At 69.1% G+C, this 19,057-nt stretch carries 16 protein-coding genes and 1 tRNA gene; 10 read left to right on the top strand and 7 right to left on the bottom strand.

Annotated features, from left to right (window positions below):
• Nucleotide 1: 1 nt before the first annotated feature.
• From AC1DP9_RS02835 to gloB, 4 genes are all read right to left on the bottom strand, one after another.
• A complete protein-coding gene (locus AC1DP9_RS02835; RefSeq protein WP_477106544.1) occupies nucleotides 2-2,380 on the bottom strand; it encodes a bifunctional salicylyl-CoA 5-hydroxylase/oxidoreductase in 2,379 nt (792 codons plus the stop codon).
• 140 nt (nucleotides 2,381-2,520) lie between these two features.
• On the bottom strand, nucleotides 2,521-4,413 hold the full coding sequence (locus AC1DP9_RS02830; RefSeq protein ID WP_477106543.1) for a propionate--CoA ligase: 1,893 nt from the start codon (nucleotides 4,411-4,413) through the stop codon (nucleotides 2,521-2,523).
• A 173-nt stretch (nucleotides 4,414-4,586) separates the two neighbouring features.
• Nucleotides 4,587-6,293 (bottom strand): transglycosylase SLT domain-containing protein, encoded by a 1,707-nt coding sequence (locus tag AC1DP9_RS02825; RefSeq protein ID WP_477106542.1) that lies wholly within the window; start codon nucleotides 6,291-6,293, stop codon nucleotides 4,587-4,589.
• A gap of 176 nt (nucleotides 6,294-6,469) precedes the next feature.
• Nucleotides 6,470-7,270, bottom strand: coding sequence for a hydroxyacylglutathione hydrolase (gloB, locus tag AC1DP9_RS02820; RefSeq protein WP_092289835.1), 801 nt, complete (start codon nucleotides 7,268-7,270; stop codon nucleotides 6,470-6,472).
• Nucleotides 7,271-7,280: 10 nt separating this feature from the next.
• On the opposite strand from gloB, the gene AC1DP9_RS02815 reads away from it, so the two are divergent.
• From AC1DP9_RS02815 to AC1DP9_RS02795, 5 genes are all read left to right on the top strand, one after another.
• Entirely contained in the window at nucleotides 7,281-8,075 is a 795-nt protein-coding gene (locus tag AC1DP9_RS02815) for a class I SAM-dependent methyltransferase (RefSeq protein ID WP_092289837.1), read from the top strand.
• A 16-nt stretch (nucleotides 8,076-8,091) separates the two neighbouring features.
• Nucleotides 8,092-8,529: a ribonuclease HI gene (gene rnhA / locus AC1DP9_RS02810; RefSeq protein ID WP_092289838.1), complete on the top strand. Its 438-nt coding sequence runs from the start codon at nucleotides 8,092-8,094 to the stop codon at nucleotides 8,527-8,529.
• Between the two features lie 28 nt (nucleotides 8,530-8,557).
• Nucleotides 8,558-9,283, top strand: coding sequence for a DNA polymerase III subunit epsilon (gene dnaQ / locus AC1DP9_RS02805; protein WP_092290837.1), 726 nt, complete (start codon nucleotides 8,558-8,560; stop codon nucleotides 9,281-9,283).
• A 116-nt stretch (nucleotides 9,284-9,399) separates the two neighbouring features.
• Nucleotides 9,400-9,474, top strand: a tRNA-Val gene (locus tag AC1DP9_RS02800).
• A gap of 126 nt (nucleotides 9,475-9,600) precedes the next feature.
• Nucleotides 9,601-9,924, top strand: coding sequence for a YnfA family protein (locus AC1DP9_RS02795; protein WP_477106541.1), 324 nt, complete (start codon nucleotides 9,601-9,603; stop codon nucleotides 9,922-9,924).
• Nucleotides 9,925-9,931: 7 nt separating this feature from the next.
• Here AC1DP9_RS02795 and AC1DP9_RS02790 read toward each other — a convergent pair whose 3' ends face one another.
• The 3 genes from AC1DP9_RS02790 to AC1DP9_RS02780 all read right to left on the bottom strand — a co-directional run bounded on the left by AC1DP9_RS02790 (nucleotide 9,932) and on the right by AC1DP9_RS02780 (nucleotide 13,535).
• Nucleotides 9,932-11,557 (bottom strand): rhodanese-related sulfurtransferase, encoded by a 1,626-nt coding sequence (locus tag AC1DP9_RS02790; protein WP_477106540.1) that lies wholly within the window; start codon nucleotides 11,555-11,557, stop codon nucleotides 9,932-9,934.
• Nucleotides 11,554-12,186 carry a cysteine dioxygenase family protein gene (locus tag AC1DP9_RS02785; RefSeq protein WP_092289844.1) on the bottom strand — a complete coding sequence of 211 codons (633 nt, stop codon included), beginning with the start codon at nucleotides 12,184-12,186 and terminating at the stop codon, nucleotides 11,554-11,556. The genes AC1DP9_RS02790 and AC1DP9_RS02785 overlap by 4 nt, the downstream gene beginning before the upstream one ends.
• Nucleotides 12,187-12,314: 128 nt before the next feature.
• A complete protein-coding gene (locus tag AC1DP9_RS02780; RefSeq protein ID WP_477106539.1) occupies nucleotides 12,315-13,535 on the bottom strand; it encodes an acyl-CoA dehydrogenase family protein in 1,221 nt (406 codons plus the stop codon).
• 201 nt (nucleotides 13,536-13,736) lie between these two features.
• Here AC1DP9_RS02780 and AC1DP9_RS02775 point away from each other — a divergent pair, with 201 nt between their 5' ends.
• The 5 genes from AC1DP9_RS02775 to AC1DP9_RS02755 all read left to right on the top strand — a co-directional run bounded on the left by AC1DP9_RS02775 (nucleotide 13,737) and on the right by AC1DP9_RS02755 (nucleotide 18,965).
• Complete coding sequence (locus tag AC1DP9_RS02775; RefSeq protein WP_477106538.1) at nucleotides 13,737-14,828, top strand: LLM class flavin-dependent oxidoreductase; 1,092 nt, start codon at nucleotides 13,737-13,739, stop codon at nucleotides 14,826-14,828.
• A gap of 61 nt (nucleotides 14,829-14,889) precedes the next feature.
• The gene (locus AC1DP9_RS02770; RefSeq protein ID WP_477106537.1) at nucleotides 14,890-15,924 is read left to right on the top strand and encodes an ABC transporter substrate-binding protein; all 1,035 of its coding nucleotides are present in this window, start codon (nucleotides 14,890-14,892) and stop codon (nucleotides 15,922-15,924) included.
• Nucleotides 15,925-15,928: 4 nt separating this feature from the next.
• Entirely contained in the window at nucleotides 15,929-16,981 is a 1,053-nt protein-coding gene (locus AC1DP9_RS02765; RefSeq protein ID WP_477106536.1) for an ABC transporter permease, read from the top strand.
• Nucleotides 16,975-17,787 (top strand): ABC transporter ATP-binding protein, encoded by an 813-nt coding sequence (locus tag AC1DP9_RS02760; protein WP_092289852.1) that lies wholly within the window; start codon nucleotides 16,975-16,977, stop codon nucleotides 17,785-17,787. The genes AC1DP9_RS02765 and AC1DP9_RS02760 overlap by 7 nt, the downstream gene beginning before the upstream one ends.
• On the top strand, nucleotides 17,787-18,965 hold the full coding sequence (locus tag AC1DP9_RS02755) for a c-type cytochrome (protein ID WP_477106535.1): 1,179 nt from the start codon (nucleotides 17,787-17,789) through the stop codon (nucleotides 18,963-18,965). Before AC1DP9_RS02760 ends, AC1DP9_RS02755 begins: the two co-directional genes overlap by 1 nt.
• The last annotated feature ends 92 nt before the right edge of the window (nucleotides 18,966-19,057 follow it).

Here is a 19,057-nt window from a genome sequence, read left to right as displayed (position 1 = left end):
ATCACTTCCCCCCCGGCACGCCGGCCGTGGCCGCCGCGCGCTCCATATTGGTTTCGAGCTGGCGCTTGCCGGCCACGTACTGCTTCGGCCAGGTTACGTCGCGGAAGCCGAGCCGCGCGGCCTCGTGCAGCGTCCAGGCCGGGTCGGCCAGATGCGGGCGGGCAATCGCGCACAGGTCGGCCCGGCCCGCTGCGACGATGCTGTCCACATGGTCGGCCTCGAAGATGGCGCCGACGGCAATCGTCGCAATGCCAGCCTCGTTGCGGATGCGGTCCGCGAACGGCGTCTGGTACATCCGGCCATAGACGGGCGCCTGATCGGGGCTGACCTGCCCGGAAGAGCAGTCGATCATGTCCGCGCCGGCCGCCTTGAACGCGCGCGCGATGGCCACCGCGTCGTCGGCGGTAATGCCGCCCTCCACCCAGTCGTGCGCGGAAATCCGCACCGACATCGGCCGCTCCGCCGGCCAGACCGCGCGCACCGCGGCAAAGACCTCGAGCGGAAAGCGCAGCCGGTTCGCCAGCGTGCCGCCATAGGCGTCGGTGCGCAGATTGGTCAGCGGCGAGATAAAGCTGGAGAGCAGGTAGCCGTGGGCGCAGTGCAGTTCCAGCCAGTCAAAGCCCGCTTCCGCCGCGCGGCGGGCGTTGGCCACGAAGTCATCGCGCACCTGCGCCATGTCGGCGGGGGTCATCTCGCGCGGCATCTGCGAGATTCCCGGCAGATAGGGCAGCGGCGACGCGGAGATCAGCGGCCAGTTGCCCTCGGCCAGCGGATAGTCCATCTTCTCCCAGCCCAGTTGGGTCGAGCCCTTGCGGCCCGCATGGCCCAGCTGGATGGCGATTTTCGCGTCGCTGTTGGCGTGGACGAAATCGACGATCCGGCGCCACGCATCGCGCTGGGTGTCGTTCCACAGCCCGGGGCAGCCCGGCGTGATCCGCGCGTCCGGGGACACGCAGGTCATCTCGGCCACGACCATGCCCGCCCCGCCCAGCGCCCGCGCGCCCAGGTGCACGAGGTGGAAATCGCCCGGCACGCCATCGACCGACGAATACATCGCCATCGGGCTGACCACCACGCGGTTTTTGAGGGTGACGCCGCGCACGCGGTACGGCGTGAACATCGGCGGCAGGCCGTGTTGGGGATCGGCGGCGCGCAGGTGCAGCGTCTCGGGCGGCACGCCGGCCTGGGCGGCCAGCCATTGTTCGAAGTCCGCCACGTAGCCGGCATCGCGTACGCGCAGGTTTTCGTGGGAGATGCGCTGCGAGCGGGTGAGCAGCGAATAGGCGAACTGCTCCGGCGCGAGGCTGTCCGCGTAGCGCTCCACGTTCTCGAACCATTCCGTGGAGTTGCGCGCGGCGTTCTGGATCTTGAGCACCTCCACGCTGCGAGTGGCCTCATAGTGCGTCAACGCCTCGGGCAGGCCGTCGATGCCGCCGTGCGCGCGTCCGATGGCGTTGGCGAGGTCGATTGCATCCTCCAGCGCCAGCTTGGTCCCCGAGCCGATCGAGAAATGCGCCGTATGCGCCGCGTCGCCCATCAGCACGACCGGCACCCGGCGCCCATCGTCCAGCGTGTTCCAGTGCACCCAGCGATGGCAGATCACACGCGGGAAGCGAATCCAGTTGGCCGAGCCGCGCAGATGGGTGGCGTTGCTGATGAGCGGGTGGCCGTCCAGATGGCGCGCGAACAGGCGCTCGCAGAAGGCCACGCCCTCTTCCTGGCTCATCTGCTCGATGCCGGCGTCGCGCCAGACGCGCTCCGGGGCTTCGACGATAAACGTGGACGTGGTGTCGTCGAAGCGGTACGCGTGAGCTTGGAACCAGCCGTGCTCGGTCTTCTCGAACGCGAACGTGAAGGCGTCGAACAGCTTGTGCGTGCCGAGCCAGACGAAGCGGCACTGGCGGGTGTCGATGTCCGGCGCGAAGGTCTCGGCGTAACGCGTGCGGATGCGGCTGTTGATGCCATCGCAGGCAATCACCAGATCGGCGCTGTACTGGCGCGCCAGCGCCTGGTCATCGGCCACATCGGTCTCGAACACGAGCCGCACGCCCAGCGCCTCGCAGCGCGCCTGGAGGATGTTCAGCAGCCGCTTGCGGCCGATGCCGATAAAGCCGTGGCCGCCCGAGCGGATGGTGCGGCCGCCGATGTGGATGTCGATGTCGTCCCAGTGGTTGAACGCGGCGTCGATCTCGCGCGCACTCACGGGGTCGGCCTGGCGCAGGTTCTCGAGCGTGGCATCGGAGAACACCACGCCCCAGCCGAACGTGTCGTACGGCCGGTTGCGCTCCACCACCACTACGTCGTTGGCGGGGTCCTGCAGCTTCATCAGCAGCCCGAAATACAGGCCCGATGGCCCACCACCAATGCAAAGCACGCGCATAGGGTCGCCTCACTACATCATGGTTAAATATTTGATGCTTAAAATATTAGGCCGCATGGGAAGTCGTGGCAAGCGAAATCTGCGCGGTCGAAGGATGCCTCCCCGAGCCGTGCAGACTTCGCCCCTATATATATAGGCAGTCAGCCCGCCATGGCGGTCTTGACCTGCTCAAGTGCTGTGGGATCCTCAATCGTGGTCAGGTCACCGGGGTCGCGGCCCTCGGCCACGGCCTGGATCGCGCGGCGCAGCAGCTTGCCGGAGCGCGTCTTGGGCAGCGCGTTGACGAAATAGACCCGCGCCGGCCGCGCCACCGCGCCCAGTTGCTGGTCCACCGTCTTCATCAGCTCGCCCTCCAACGCCTGGCAGTCCGCCGGCGTGGCGGTACGGGCCGCGTCACGGGCGATGCAGAACGCCATCGCCACCTGCCCCTTGAGCGCGTCCTGCACGCCCACCACGGCCACCTCGGCCACGCCGGCGTGCGAGGACAGGCTTTCCTCGATCTCGCGCGTGCCCAACCGGTGCCCCGCCACGTTGATCACATCGTCGGTGCGGCCCAGGATGAAGACATAGCCGTCTTCGTCGCGCACACCCCAGTCGAAGGTCGAGTAGCACTGGCGATTCGGCACGGCGGACCAGTAGGTCTTCACGAAGCGCGCGTCGTCGCCCCAGATCGTGCTCATGCAGCCCGGCGGCAGCGGATAGTCGATGGCCACCACGCCCTTCTGGTTCGGCGCGCATTCCTCGCCGGTCACCTCATCCACGATGCGCAGGTCGTAGCCATAGGCCGGCACGCCGGGGGAGCCGAGCTTGGGCGGCAGCGGCTCCACGCCACGCTGGATGGCGATGATTGGCCAGCCGGACTCGGTCTGCCAGTAGTTGTCCACCACGGGCTTGCCGATGCCGTCCTGGATCCAGCGCGCGGTAGGTTCGTCCAGCGGCTCGCCGGCCAGGAACAGCAGCCGCAGGCTGGACAGGTCGTGGCGCCGCAGCAGCGCCGGGTCCTGCTTCTTGAGCACGCGGATCGCCGTGGGCGCGCTGAACATGATGTTCACGCCGTGCTCCGCCACGATCTGCCAGAGGATGCCGCCATCGGGCCGGATCGGCGTGCCTTCGTACATGACCGTGGCCATGCCCGCCAGCAGCGGCGCGTAGACGATGTAGCTGTGCCCCACCACCCAGCCGATATCCGATGCCGTGAACATCGTGTCGCCGGGCTTGCCGCAGAAGATGTATTCCATCGACGTGGCCAGCGCCACCGCATAGCCGCCGGTGTCGCGCTGCACGCCCTTCGGCTTGCCGGTGGTGCCGGAGGTGTAGAGCACGTACGAAGGCTCGCTCGACTCCAGCCAGGCGCAGGGCACCACCTGCCCGGCCACGCGCTCGCGCCAGGCGGCGTAGTCCTCGTCGCGGCCAGCGGTGACCGGCATGTCCGCGAGGCCACGGTTGACCAGCAGGACCTTGTCGGGATGATGGCCGGCCAGCCGGATCGCCTCGTCCAGCAACGGCTTGTAGGGCACCACCTTGCCGGCGCGGGAGCCCGCGTCGGCGCTGACGATCACGCTCGGCTTGGCATCGTCGATGCGCGCGGCGAGGCTCACCGAGGCAAATCCGCCGAAGACCACCGAATGCACGGCGCCGATGCGGGCGCAGGCCAGCATCGCGAACATCGCCTCGGGAATCATCGGCATGTACACCAGCACGCGGTCGCCCTTGCCCACGCCGAGCCCCTGCAGGATGGCGGCCATGCGCTGCACTTCGTCATGGAGCTGGGCGTAGGTGTAGACGCGCTGCTGGTCCGTCTCGGTCGACACGTAGATCAGCGCGCGCTGGTCGGCGCGGTCCGCCAGATGGCGGTCGATGGCGTTGTGGCAGAGGTTGGTGCGCCCGCCGACGAACCAGCGGGCGAAGGGCGGCCGGCTGTCGTCGAGTACCGTTTCGAAGGGCGTTTCCCAGTCGATCCGCTTCGCCTGTTCCGCCCAGAACCCCGCCGGGTCGGACAGCGATCGCGCATGCAGGGCACGGCTTGCCGTCATGGTGTGTCTCCTCCGCCTTATCCGGCGTGTCTTTGGTCGACGGCCAGTGTGCCAGCGCGTGCGGCGCCGGTCTATCGGGGGAAATGGGGTGAAGCTCGGGGGGAAGCTCGGGGGGAAGACTGCGGGGAAAGAGACGCCGCGCCGCCATGGAAGGGGCGCGGCGTCTCCCGGTCTCAGTGGACCTTGCTCTTGCTGCTGGCGCTGGCCTTGGGCGCCGGCGACGGCTTGGCCTCGCGCACGACCTTGGCCGGCGCGGCCTTGGATGCGGGCTTGGCCGCACCCTTGCGCGGGGTGGCTTCCACCACCACTCGCTTGCGCGGCTCGGCCTTCTCGGTCTTTTCCGCCTTGGCGGACTTGTTGACGGTGTGGCCCTTGGGCTCCGGCTTGCCACGGGTAGCGGCACGCACCGGGGTGTCGTCATCGTCGTCACGCGCGGCGCGGGCGGCGGCCGGCGAGTTGGGCCGCACCATCAGCACGAGGCTCTGGCCCGCCACGAGCTTGCTGCCCGACAGCTTGTTCCACGACTGCACCTGGCGCGGCGAAACACCGTAGCGGCGCGCCACCGACACCACCGTGTCGCGGCGGCTGGCCCGCACGACGATGCGCTTGGCATCCGGCACATCCGGCTCCACGGACAGCATCGCCGTGTCCACCAGCGAGGCGCTGATGTCCTGGTCATGCCGCTCCGAGCGCGGAATCATCACCGTCGAGCCAGCCTTCAGGCGCATGCCCTTGGGAATGCGGTTGATCTCGCGCAGCGTGTCCGCATCGACATTGAGCCGCGCGGCCAGCGACTCCACGCGCTCGCGGCTGTCCACGGTCACCGCCGTCCAGCTCGACAGCCCGCCCCGGTACGTATTGAGGTTGAACTGGAAGCGCTCGGCGTTATCGAACGGCAGCAGGATCTGCGGATTGGCCGCGCCGAGGATCACCGGGCGGTTGAACGAGGGGTTCAGCGCCTTGAACTCGTCCAGCGGCATGTTGGCGAGCTTGGCGGCCAGCGCCACGTCGATGTCCCGCGAGGTGGTCACCGTGACGAAATACGGGTGATCGGGGATCTCGGGCAGCTTCACGCCGTACGCGGCCGGGTTGGCGATGATGTTCTTCACCGCCTGCAGCTTGGGCACGTAGTAGCGCGTCTCGTTCGGCATGGTCAGGCTGGCGTAGTCCGTGGGCAGCCCGCGCGCCTGGTTGCGCGCGATGGCCCGCGACACGGCGCCCTCGCCCCAGTTATACGCGGCCAGGGCCAGGTGCCAGTCGCCGAACATGTCGTACAGGCGCGAGAGATAGTCGAGCGCGGCATCCGTGGAGGCCAGCACATCGCGCCGCTCGTCGCGGAACATGTTCTGCTTGAGGTTGTAGGACTTGCCCGTGCTCGGGATGAACTGCCACATGCCGGCCGCCTTGGCCGTGGATTCCGCCTGCGGATTGAACGCGCTCTCCACGAACGGCAGCAGGGCCAGTTCCGTGGGCATCTTGCGCCGCTCCAACTCTTCCACGATGTGGTACAGGTAGCGGCTCGACCGCCCCACCATCCGCTCCATATAGTCAGGGCGTGCCGCGTACCACTGGGTGCGGTCGTCGACCAGCGTGCCCTCGAGGTCCTGCATGGCAAAGCCACGGCGAATGCGGTCCCAGATATCGTTCGACGGGCCGCGCAGCCAGTCGAGGCTGACCTGGTCCACGTTGACCACGGTGGTGCTGGCCAGCGAGCCGGCCTTGCCGGTGCTGTTGAGCGTATTGAGCGGGTCCTTGGGCGGACCGGATTCGAGGGCGGTCGTCGTGCCGGCCATCTCGCCGGCGGGCGGGGTGGGTGTGCTGGCGCAGGCTGCAACCAGCACCGCACACGCAACTACCGCCAGAAATCGACCAAATTGCATGAATTTCTCTGAAGTGACGCCAAAAAAGGTGGCCCGATCCTATGGAAAAGCCCCGTTGGCGTCAATGAGATTTTCCCGCGATCGGCCGATCTGCCGGCCTGTTTCGGACAAATTCGATGTCCTTTTCGATCCCTCCCCGCGCGCCGGCCCGGGGTCAGCGGAAGCCCTGCGCCCGCTCAGCGGAAGTTGTCCTTCCAGCCGCGCAGCGCGCCGAAAGCCGCCGCGTCGGTACTCATATCCGCGCCCTGGGCCTGGACGGCCCGGCGCACTGCCGGCTCGCGCGAGCGCAGGAACGGATTGACCGCGCGCTCGTGCGCCACGGTAGTCGGCACGGTGGGCGTGCCAGCTTCGCGCAGCGCATCCACGCGGGCCGCCCAGGCGGCGAGGTCCGCATTGGCCGGCTCCACCGCCTGCGCAAAGCGCACATTGCTGCGCGTGTACTCGTGGGCACAGTAGACGCGGGTGTCGCCCGGCAGCGCGGCGAGCTTGTCCAGCGAGGCCAGCATCTGCGCCGGCGTGCCCTCGAACAGCCGCCCGCAGCCGCTGGCGAACAGGGTGTCGCCGCAGAAGACCACCGGGCCGGCGCCGGGCAGGTCGCCCGCATAGGCCACATGGCCGGCGGTGTGCCCCGGTACGTCGATCACCCGGAAGGTAGCGGCCGGATGGCGCAGCGTCACCGTGTCGCCCTCGCGCACCGCCTGGGTGCGGTGGCCAATACGTTCGCCGGCCGGCCCGACCACCGGCACCGGGGCGCCATCGGGCCCCTTGGGATGGTCCGCCAGCAGGTCCGCCACCCCACCCTGGTGATCGCCATGGTGATGGGTGATTACAATAGCGCCCAGTGCCAGCCCGCGCTCGGCCAGGAATCGCGCCACGGGCGCAGCCTCGCCGGGGTCGACGATGGCGGCGCTATGCCCGTCATGGATCGCCCAGATATAGTTGTCCTGGAATGCGGGGATTGGCTCCACTTTCAACATGAGTGCTCCTATGTCCAACCGACCGATTATAGATTGGGAAGAATGGCTCGCCTCGCCGCCCGGCCAGTACGTGCTGGAATGGGAGTCGCGCCAGTACGACCAGGTCGTGGCGGACATCTTCGGCTATCACGCCGTGCAGATGGGCCTGCCCGCCATCGACACGCTGCGCGAGAACCGTATGCCGTTCTCGGCACTGGCGCTGGACGGCCGCGCCGGCCCCCACGGCCCGCGCGACGCCCATCCGGACGCCCGCCAACTGTTGTGCCGCTTCGACGAGCTGCCGTTCGACACCCAGAGCATCGACCTCGTCACCCTGCCCCACATCCTGGAATTCTCGGAAGACCCGCACGAAGTGCTGCGCGAGGTCTCCCGCGTGCTGATGCCCGAAGGCCGCATCGTGGTGACCTGCTTCAACCCGATGAGCCTGTGGGGCGCCCGCCAGGGCCTGAACCGGCTCGGCGCCCTGCCCTTCCTGCCCAGCGACGCCCAGACCATGGGTTTCGTTCGCATCAAGGACTGGCTCAAGCTGCTCGGGTTCGATATCATTCGCGGCCGCTTTGGCTGCTACTGCCCGCCCTACCGCACCGAGCGCTGGCTGCAACGCAGCGCGTTCATGGAGAAGGCCGGCGACCGCTGGTGGCCCATCTTCGGCGCCGTCTACATGATCTCGGCGGTCAAGCGGGTGAAGAACATCCGACTCGTCGGCCCGGCCTGGAAAAGTCCGAAATCCGCGCTGGCGCCAGTCTCCGCCCCGGTGGCCACGCCCACCGGCACGCACGGCAAGACGCCGCGCGACCATCGCTGAACCCATCGACCACGCCATGCAAGAAGTTACGATTTACTCCGACGGTGCCTGCAAGGGCAACCCCGGCCCCGGCGGCTGGGGCGCCGTGCTCATCGCGGGCACCCATGAGAAAGAACTGTTCGGCGGCGAGAACCCGACCACCAACAACCGCATGGAGCTGATGGCCGTGATCGAGGCGCTGCGCTCCCTGAAGCGTCCGTGCGTGGTCCAGGTCTATACGGACTCGCAATACGTCCAGAAAGGCATCAGCGAGTGGATCACCGGCTGGAAGGCGCGCGGCTGGAAGACGGCCGACAAGAAGCCGGTGAAGAACGCCGACCTGTGGCAGCAACTCGACGAAGCGCGCCAGCCGCACACCATTTCCTGGCACTGGGTGCGCGGCCACAACGGCCACCCGGGCAACGAGCGGGCCGACGCGCTGGCGAATCGCGGCGTGGCGTCCATCGCCGTGTAACCGCTCCGTCTCCGTTAGAATGCCCGCCATGCGACAGATCGTTCTCGACACCGAAACCACCGGCCTGAACCACGCCACCGGCGATCGCCTGATCGAAATTGGCTGCGTGGAACTGGTGAACCGGCGCCTGACCGGCCGCCACCTGCACTACTACGTCAACCCCGAGCGCGACATCCACGAGGACGCCATCGCCGTCCACGGCATCACGCTCGATTTCCTGGCCGACAAGCCGAAATTCGCCGAAGTCGTCCACGACATCCGCGAATTCGTGCAGGACGCCGAGTTGATCATCCACAACGCGGCGTTCGACCTGGGCTTCCTCGACATGGAATTCCAGCGGCTGGGCCACCAGCCCTTCCGCTCGCACGCCGCCAACGTGATCGATACGCTGCGCGAGGCGCGCCAGATGTTCCCGGGCAAGCGGAATTCGCTCGATGCCCTGTGCGACCGCCTCGGCATCAGCAACGCCCACCGCACCCTGCACGGCGCCTTGCTGGACGCGGAACTGCTCGCCGAGGTCTACCTGGCCATGACGCGCGGCCAGAACTCGCTGGTCATCGACATGCTCGACGCCGGCCCCCACGGCGCCGGCGCCCAGGCCGCGGCGGACCTCTCCGCCCTGACCCTGCCCGTGCTGCTGGCCACCGACGACGAAGTCACCGCCCACATGGGCGTGCTGAAGGAGCTCGACAAGGCCAGCGGCGGCAAGACCGTCTGGCAGGACGCCGCCGAAGCGACGCCGACGCTGCAGTAACCCGCGAAGTTTTTCGCGGAAAGCCGAAAAAAGGGCTTTACAAGATACTGCGGCATCTGCATAATCTCGTTTCTCCACTGCACGACGTCACGCAACAACGACGCCGACGCAGCAAGGGGTGGTTAGCTCAGCGGTAGAGCACTGCCTTCACACGGCAGGGGTCACAGGTTCAATCCCTGTACCACCCACCAGAATACGGTGACCAAAAAGGATCTGAGGCGAAAGCCCAGGTCCTTTTTGCTTTGGGGGGCCGCCGAAGTTGGATGCACGGCGCCCTCTGGCACAATCGCGCCATCCCGTCCGCTTCCCCTCCCTAAATGCTCCGCCTCGCCCTCCTCTTCGCCATCACCGCTGTTGCCGAGATCGTCGGTTGCTACCTGCCGTGGCTGGTGCTCAAGCAGGGGAAAAGCATGCTGCTGCTAATCCCCGCCGCAATTTCCCTGGCCCTGTTTGCCTGGCTGCTGACCCTCCACCCCACCGCCGCCGGGCGGACGTATGCCGCTTATGGCGGCATGTATATCGTCGTGGCGCTGGTGTGGTTGCGAGTGGTGGATGGGGTGCGGCTGACCAGCTGGGATGTGGCCGGCGCGGTGGTGTGCTTGGCCGGCATGGCGTTGATTGCCTTGCAGCCGCGCGCTTAGCGCGTCATCAGACCACCTTGAAGAAATGCGTGCCGTCGCGGTCGAGTTGGGCGATGAGGCCGAATTCCCAGTCGAGGTAGGCCTGCATGGCGGCTGCGGCGTTGTCGGTGCCTTCGTACGGGCGGCGGTAGCGGTCGGTTCTCGGCACGGCCAGGCGGGTTTCGCCGGATTCCAGCGGCAGGCCAGCGTCGATCCAGGCCGTGGTGCCACCTTCCAGCACCACCACCTGCGCCGATGTGAGCCGCTTCAGGTCCGCCGCCGCAAAGCGGGCGAGCTGGCTGGTGCCGCAGGTCAGCACATAGCGTTTTGCCGAAGGGATCGTCGCCAGCGCCTGCGCCAGTTGGGCGCGGATGGCAAACCAGGCGCCCGGGATATGGCGCTTCACGTAGTTGGCGCTGGCCGTCACGTCGAGCACGGCGATGTCGCCCTCGCTCGCATCCTCTAGCCATTTCGCGAGTTCGGCTGGCGAGACGGAATCGACGGCATCCGCTTCCGGCACCGGCGCCGCCGACGTGCCGCGCTCGCTGCGAGCATGTTCGCCCGCCGGCTCCACCACGAATACTTCCCAGCCCATCTGCGCCAGCCACGAAGCCGTCATGTCGGCGCGCACGCCGTGGTCGTCGTCGGCCAGCACGATCCGTGCGCCGCGCACCGGGGCGCTGTGGTCGGTTTCCTGCACCAGCTGGCCGCCCGGCGCGCTTGAGAAGCCCGGCAGGTGGCCATCGGCATATTCCTCGGGCGTGCGGACGTCGAAGCGGTACAGCGTCCGCCCCGGCTGGGCCAGCGTCGCCACGGCGTCGTGGGCAATCCGTTGCACGCCGGCCTGGTCGGCAATCGCCCGGGCGCCGCTACGGGCCCGCTCGCGGTGGGCGGCGTCCACCGCTACCGGCGCGCGCCGGCTGGCGCCATGGTCGAGGGTCTGCCCCGCCAACGTCCAGCCGATGGTGCCGTTGCGCAGCGCGGCCACCGGGTTCGGCAGGCCGGCATTGATCAAGGATTGCGTGCCGATGATGCTGCGCGTCCGGCCCGCGCAGTTCACGATGACCCGCGTCTGCGGGTCCGGCGCCAGCTCCCGCACGCGCAGCACCAGTTCCGCGCCAGGCAGGCTGGTGGCCGTGGGGATGCTCATGGTCTGGTATTCGTCGAAGCGGCGCGCGTCCACGATGACCACATCGGCACGTTCGTCGATGAGCGCCTGCACTTCCTGCGCGGCCAGTGACGGCGTATGGCGCTTCGCCTCCACCAGCTCGCCGAACGACTTGCTCGGCACATTCACGTCGCGGAACACCTCGCCGCCGGCGGCGATCCAGGCCGCCAGCCCGCCGTCCAGCCGCGACACATCCGTATAGCCCAACCCGTGCAGCACCGCCGCCGCGCGCGGCGCCAGATCCTCACCGGCATGCTCGCCATAGACGACGATCCGCGTGTCGCGGCGCGGAATCCGTCGCCACGCTTCCAGTTCGAGCTTCGAGAGCGGGAAGTTCGCCGCCCAGAGCGGATGCTCCTGGGCGTAGGGGTCTTCCTCGCGCACGTCGATCAGCGCGATCTCGGCGCGGCCGAGCAGCGCCTGCCGCACGGACAGGCTGGAGACGGCGGGAAACACGGCGGGAATGACGGAGGGCAAAGCGGTCATGACGAAACGGGTTCCTTCGATCGATCCCAGGGATTGGGCAGGGTGGAATTGGAATAACCGGAGATAAACGGCTTGCGCTCGCCCGCCTCCGGGTAGACGTGCCGCCGCACCGCGCCGATATTGGCGCCGTACACGTGGATGCTGATGGAGACGCGGTCCTCGTAGGCGTTGTGCACACGGTGGATGTCCCCCACCGTGGGCGACACCGCCTCCACGTGGCCCGGCTCCAGCCGCGTGGCCGCGCCGTCCAACTGCGGGCGGCCTTCGGCATCGATCCGGTACGGCTGCGAATACTCGGCCCCGCGCAGCATGCCGATCAGCCCCCAGACCGTGTGGTCGTGGATGGGCGTGCGCTGCCCCGGCCCCCAGACAAAGCTGACGATCGAGAACCGCTCGGCGGAATCGCAATGGAGCAGGACCTGCTGGTAGTACTCAGGGTGCGGCTGGGCGAAGGCGTCGGGCAGCCAGTCGTCGCGCGCCACCAGCGTGGCGAGCAGCGCGCCGCCTTCGGCCAGGATGCGGGGCTCATCGGGCTGCTGGTCGAGCAGCGCCGAGAGGCCGGTGATGAACTCGCGCAGCGGCGTGAGCGTACGCGCTGGGTGCGTGGGGTGTGTCAGGGCGTCGTGCATCCCGTGTCTCCTCGGTGGTCCGCGCGGTGATCCCGTTCGGTGGGCCGTCTGTGGATGGCGACGATCGCTGCGGCCCTGTCTCGAACAGCGGCCTTAAACATAGCACGAAGCCATCGTTCCGATGTGGGTCAACCGGCCAGCGCGGCGCGGCCGGCGGCGGTCAGGATGGCGTCGTTCTGCGGCGTGTGGATGCGGCTGCAAAGCACATCGCGATAGTGCCGTTCGAGCGGATTGTTGCGGCTCAGGCCGTGATTGCCCGACAGCTGCAGCGCCAGCTCCACCGCCCGGATCGCATTGCCGGTGACGGTGTACTTCAGCAGCCCGCTGTCCGTCGCCGAGGCCGGCGTGCCGGCATCGGCCCGCGCGGCGGCATCGTCGAGCAACACCTGGTTGGTACGGAGCAGCGCGGCGATCTCGCCGATGGTCTCCTGCACGCGCGGCAGGGTGGCGAGCGGCGCACCCAGGCTGCCCGGCGCGCGGTCCTGCACGAAGCTGCGGATCCAGTCGAAGCCGGCCCGCGCCACGGCGTCGTAGAGCGTGCCGAGCAGGCCCACCATCCACGCCTGCTGGTCGGCATTGGCATCCACGTCGGCCTGGCTGGCCCCGGCTGGCGCCCAGGCCTCGGGCCGGCGGATGTCCACCGCATGGTCGAGCGGAATCCACACGTCCTCGAACACGGTTTCATGGCTGCCGGACGCGCGCAGGCCGAGGTGATTCCAGCTCTCCACCACGCGGATGCCCGGCGTGTCGGCCGATGGCTTCGGCACCAGGAAAATGCCCACGCGCGGCTCCGGCTCGTGCGTGCGGCCCCACACGGCCAGCCAGCGCAGCGCCGGAATGCCGGTGGTGTAGAGCTTGTGGCCGCGGATGCGCCAGCGGTCGCCGACACGCGTGGCGACGGTGCCCGGCAGGCCGCCTCGCGCCGGCGAGCCGAGTTCCGGCTCCACGCGCAGCGAGTTGATCAGCGCGCCCTCTTCCACCGCGCTGGCGAAGACCTCGCGGCGCACCGCCTCGGGCCAGCGCGAATCGGCCCGGCCGATGGCGCGATGCTGGAGATAGGTCATGGTCAGGACCAGCGCCGTGGCCGGGTCGCCGGCCGCCACGGCCGCGATGATCCGGCGTGCCTCCGCCAGCCCCGCCCCACCACCGCCGTAGTCGCGCGGCACCACCTGGGCGATCAGGCCATGTTCGTGCAGCAGCTCGAAGTTCGCGTGCGGGAAGCTGCCGTCTGCGTCATGGCGCGCGGCGGTGGTAGCCAGCCGGGCGGTCAGCGTCGCCAGCAACTCGGCCAGCCGGGGCTCGCTCGCAGGCAGGCGGCGCAGGGTGGTACGCGGGGAAGTCGAAGCCATGATGGGGGATCTCGGGAAAGCATCGTGCGATGAGTGCCGCATAGCGTACCGCGCGCCCGCCGCGCCGATAACGACGCATATCGCATATCGAGCGACGGTTTCTGCCGCATATCGAGCCGCGTTTTTATTCGTTTGGGGCCACCGCCCGCCGGGCGTACTTTGCTCGTCATTCCTGACACCGCCCGCAAGGAGGCCCGCGCCATGAGCGTCGATTTCATCGGCATGATCCAGAGCCAGAAGCAGTCCGAGATCCATCCGCCCTCGGGCCCCGTGATCGACCGCAACTATGTGCGCGCGTTCGCCCAGGCCCATGAGCAGGCCGGGTTCGACCGCGTCCTGGTGCCGCACCACTCCACCGGCCCGTCGGCCACGCTGACGATTGCCTACGCGGCGGCCGTGACCGAGCGCATCCACTTCATGCTGGCGCACCGCCCCGGTTTCACGGCGCCGACGCTGGCGGCGCGCCAGATCGCCACGCTCGACCAGTTCAGCGGCGGCCGGCTGGGGGTGCACTTCATCTCGGGCGGCTCCGACAGCGAGCAGGCGCGCGACGGCGATTTCCTCGATCACGACCAGCGCTACGCGCGCACGGACGAGTACCTGGGCATCCTGCGGCGCATCTGGACCGAGGACAAGCCGTTCGACCACGACGGCGAGTTCTACCGCTTCACGCAGGGCTTCTCGGAGGTCAAGCCGGCCCAGAAACCGCATGTGCCGATCTACTTCGGCGGCGCGTCCGAGGCGGCGCTGACCGTGGCGGGCAAGCATGCCGATGTCTACGCGCTGTGGGGCGAATCGCTCGACCAGGTGCGCGAACTGACCACCCGCGTGCGGGCGGAAGCCGCCAAGCACGGGCGCGAGGTGCGCTTCTCGGTGTCGTTCCGCCCGGTGCTGGCGGAGACCGAAGAGAAAGCGTGGGCGCGTGCCGACAGCATCCTCGAACGGACCCGCGCGCTGCGCGTGCAGGCCGGCTACAGCCGGGGCGGCCCGCAGCAGAGCGAAGGCGCGCGCCGCCTGCTGGCCGCCGCCGAACAGGGCGATCGCGTGGACCAGCGCCTCTGGACCGCCATCGCCCGCGAGACCGGCGGCCGCTCCAACTCCACCGGGCTGGTCGGCACGCCCGAACAGGTGGCGGAGGCCCTGCTGGCTTACTACGACGTCGGCGTGACCACCTTCCTGATCCGCGGCTTCGACCCGCTGGAGGACGCCATCGACTACGGCCGCGAGCTGATTCCACGCGTACGGGAGCTGGTGGCACGCCGCGATGCGGAAGCCAGCCGCAAGGCCGCCTGAGGCCACCTGAGGCCACCTGCGCCTGCGCCCAACAACAACGAAAACGGGGAGTTTCCACACCATGAGCCAATCCAACGAATCGAATCCGCCCAACCTGCCGCAACCCAACACCCGCCGACGCGGCGTGCTGCGGCTGGCCGGCAGCGCCGCCCTTGCCGCCCCGGCGCTGATCCTGGGCCGGCAGGCGTGGTCGGCGCCGCGCAAGCTCACCTTCGCGTGGAACCAGAATTCGTTCTGCCTGACGCCGATCGTGGTGGCGCAGGAGCGCGGCTTCTTCGAGAAGAACGGCCTGCAGGTGGACCTGATCAACTACAGCGGCTCCACGGACCAGCTGCTGGAGTCGATTGCCACCGGCAAGGCGGATGCGGCGGTGGGCATGATCCACCGCTGGCTCAAGCCGCTGGAAGCCGGCTTCGACGTCAAGATCATCGGCAGCTCCCACGGCGGCTGCGTGCGGCTGGTGGGGGCCAAGGCGGCGGGGGTGACCAACCTCCAGGCGCTCAAGGGCAAGACCGTGGGCGTGAGCGACCTGGCCGCGCCGGGCAAGCACTTCTTCACGATCCTGCTGGCCAAGAACGGCATCGACCCCGACCGCGACATCACCTGGCGCCAGTACCCCGCCGACCTGCTCGGCGTGGCCGTCGACAAGGGCGAGATCCAGGCGATTGCCGATGGCGACCCCAATCTCTACCTGCTGGAGAAACGCACCAACGGCGCCTACGTGGAGCTGGGCACCAACCTGACCGGCGAGTACGCGCGCAAGGTCTGCTGCGTGGTCGGCGCCCGGGGCGATCTGGTCCGCAACGACAAGCCGGCCGCCGCCGCACTGGCGCGGTCCATCGTTCAGGCCACGGATTTCGTCAACGAGAACCCGAACGAGGCCGCGAAGATCTTCGCCAAGTACTCGCCCAAGATCAGCCCGGACGATCTGCGCAAGCTCTACGCCACGCTGACCTACACCCACCACCCCACCGGCGTGGACCTGCAGGAGGAAATCGCCTTCTATGCCGACGACTTCCGCAAGATCGGCGTGCTGAAGAAGTCCACCGACGCGAAGCGGCTGGCGCAGCACGTCTACGCCAACGTACTGGGATGATGCGATGACCACAACGAGTCCCTCCACGCTCGACACCCGGCATGCCTCGCTCGCCGCTAACGCGCCACGCCAGACCGCCGTGGCCCGGCCGGGCCGCCTCTGGCCCACCGGCCTCCTGGCCGCGCTGGCCTGGGCCGCGTTCGGCGCCATCACCTGGCGCTGGCCGAACAAGGTGGCCGGCTTCACCGACTGGGCCTACACCGAGGAACTCGGCATCGCCGCGCTGGTGGTCGCTGCCGCGCTGGCCGGGCTGGCGCTGGCGGGATCGCGCCTCCCCCCGCTGCACCGCACGCTGGCCACCCTGCGCCCCACCGGGCCGTGGCTGGTGGCGTTGCCGCTCGGCTTCCTCGGCTGGGAAATTCTCACCGCCAAGGCCGCGCTGCTGCCCACGCCTTTCTTCGCGCCGCCGCAGGCCCTGATCGAGGTCTATGTGGATGACTGGCGCCGCCTGGGCGACAGTGTCCTCAACACCATCCGCCTGCTGGGGCTGGGCGTGGCCTATGGCGGCGTGGCGGGCTTCCTGATCGGCGTGTCGATTGGCTGGTCGCGGCGCATCGGCTACTGGGTGCACCCGGTGCTGCGCGTGCTGGGTCCGCTGCCCTCCACCGCCCTGCTGCCGCTGACCTTCTACTTCTTCCCGTCGAGCTACTCGGCCGCCGTGTTCCTGATTGCGCTGGCCACCGCGTTCCCCGTGGCGGTGCTCACGTGGTCCGGCGTGGCGAGCGTCAACAAGAGCTATTACGACGTGGCGCGCACGCTGGGCGCCTCCGGCTGGTTCCTGGTGCTGCGCGTGGCGATTCCGGCCGCGCTGCCGCAGGTCTTCGTCGGCCTGTTCATGGGGCTGGGCGCGTCGTTCTCGGTGCTGGTAACGGCCGAGATGATGGGCGTGAAGTCCGGGCTGGGCTGGTACCTCACCTGGGCGCAGGGCTGGGCTTCGTACGTGAACATGTACGCCGCGCTGATCGTGATGGCGCTGCTGTTCTCGAGCGTCATCACGCTGTTGTTCGCCGTGCGCGACCGCGCGCTCTCGTGGCAGAAAGGAACTGTGAAATGGTAGCCGTGCTGGAACGTGAACCCGTGGCGGAAGCACCGGCAGCCCAGGCCAGCGCCGGGGCCCGCATCGACATCCGCAACGTCAGCCATGACTTTGGCGATGCCGGCCAGCGCCTGCCCGTATTGGACAACGTGAACCTGAGCGTGGCGCCCGGCGAGTTCGTGGCGCTGCTGGGGCCGAGCGGCTGCGGCAAGTCCACSCTGCTGCGGCTGGTGGCSGGGCTGGATGCGCCCACGTCCGGCCAGATCCTGCAGGACGGCACGCCGATCACCGAGCCCGATCCGTCGCGCATCGTGGTCTTCCAGGACCCCACGCTCTTCCCGTGGCGCCGCGTGCGCGCCAACGTGGCGCTCGGCCTCCAGGCACGCGGCATCGCCCGGCAGGAGGGGCATCGCGTGGACGAGGCGCTGCGGCGCGTGGGGCTGGAAGCCTTCGACCGCGCGTTTCCGCACCAGCTCTCCGGTGGCATGGCGCAGCGCGTGGCGCTGGCCCGCGCGCTGGTCAACGACCCGCGCCTGCTCGTGCTCGACGAACCGCTCGGCAAGCTGGACTCCCTGACGCGCCTGACCATGCAGAGCGATCTCGTCGAACTGTGGCAGCGCGCGCGGTTCTCGGCCCTGCTGGTCACGCACGATGTGGAGGAGGCGCTGTTCCTGGCCCAGCGCGTGATCGTCTTCAGCCAGCGGCCGGCGCGCATCACGGCGGAGATCGTGGTGGACCTGCCCTACCCGCGCCATCGCGGCGATCCGCGCCTGACCGCGCTGCGGCATGAAGCGCTGCGCCATCTGGGGCTCGATGCCAGCTGGTGATGGGTGCTTCGGTCTGGCTCAACAACCTGCTGGCGGGGCTGCAGGCGGCGCAGCTTGCGCTGCTGCGGCTCTGCCACGCGCTGGGCCTGACGGGCGATAGCCACGGCCAGCCGGCGTGGCCGTGGGCACGGCGCATCGCCGGGGAGACGCTGCTGATCGATCCCGGGCTGGCCCGGCAACTGGCGTGGAGCATTGGGGCGATGGCATTCGCGCTGCTCGCGCTGATGTTGGCGCTGGCATGGCGACGGGCCCGGCTGGCCTCGTTCGGCGCCGGCGCGCTCGCCCTGATCCTCGCTCCATGGCCGGCGCCCGACCTCGTCCTCGGCCCCGCCGCCCCCACCAGCTTCCACGTCAGTCCTACCCGCTTCGCCGTGGCCTCCATCGCGCGGGGCGAACGGGTCTATACCCAGCACTGCGCGGCCTGCCATGGCGACGATGGCCGGGGTGAGGGCCCGCTGGCGGCGTCGCTGTCACGCTGGCCGCCCACGCTCGCCGGCCCGCTGCTGGGCCGCCGCGCCGATGGCGAACTGTTCTGGCATATCGTGGCCGGCATGCGGGGCCGCGACGGGCAGCCGACCATGCCCACGTTCGGCGCCACGCTGAGCGACGCCGATGTCTGGGCCGTCATCGACTATATGAAGGCGCTTTCCGCCGGCACCGGCGCGCGCCTGCAGGGGACGTGGCCCACGGCGCTGGCCCTGCCGGACATGCCCGTGCAATGCGAAGGCGCGGCGCCCCGCTCGCTGGCCGACTGGCGCGGGACGCAGCGGGTGCGGCTGGTGGCCGTGGATAGCCGCGCGGCGCTGCCGATGGAGGACCCGCGCTTCCTGACCCTGCTGGTGACGCCGGATGGCCACGCGCCCGCCGAGGTGCCGCAGTTCCGGGCCGGCTGCGTCGCCGCCGCGTCCGAGGCGTGGGCGGTGATGGCGCGCATTGCCGGCGTGTCCCCGGCGGCCTTGCCGGGCACCGCCCTGCTGAGCGACCGCCAGGGCTGGCTGCGGGCCCGAGGGACGCCGGGGCAGGCCGCGTGGCGCGAATCGGACCTGCTGTGCACGTCTGGGGGACCGCGCCAGTCTCCGGATCCATCGGTCGATGCCCCCGTCGATGGCCTGACCGCCCTGCTGCTGCGCATGGACGCCGAGCCGGTCCGCTTCGTCAAGGGCGGCTTCGTCCATTAGCCCGAGGGCTTTGCACTTTCAGAATCGTCTCAAAGACAGCAGCGGGCGCCGTGCTTACCGTGGGGGTTCCGTCCCACCACAAAGCGCCGCGC

Source organism: Cupriavidus sp. 01L43, assembly GCF_056399925.1.
The sequence above is the reverse complement of the archived record's forward strand: the minus strand, read 5'-3'. Positions and strand labels throughout refer to the sequence as shown.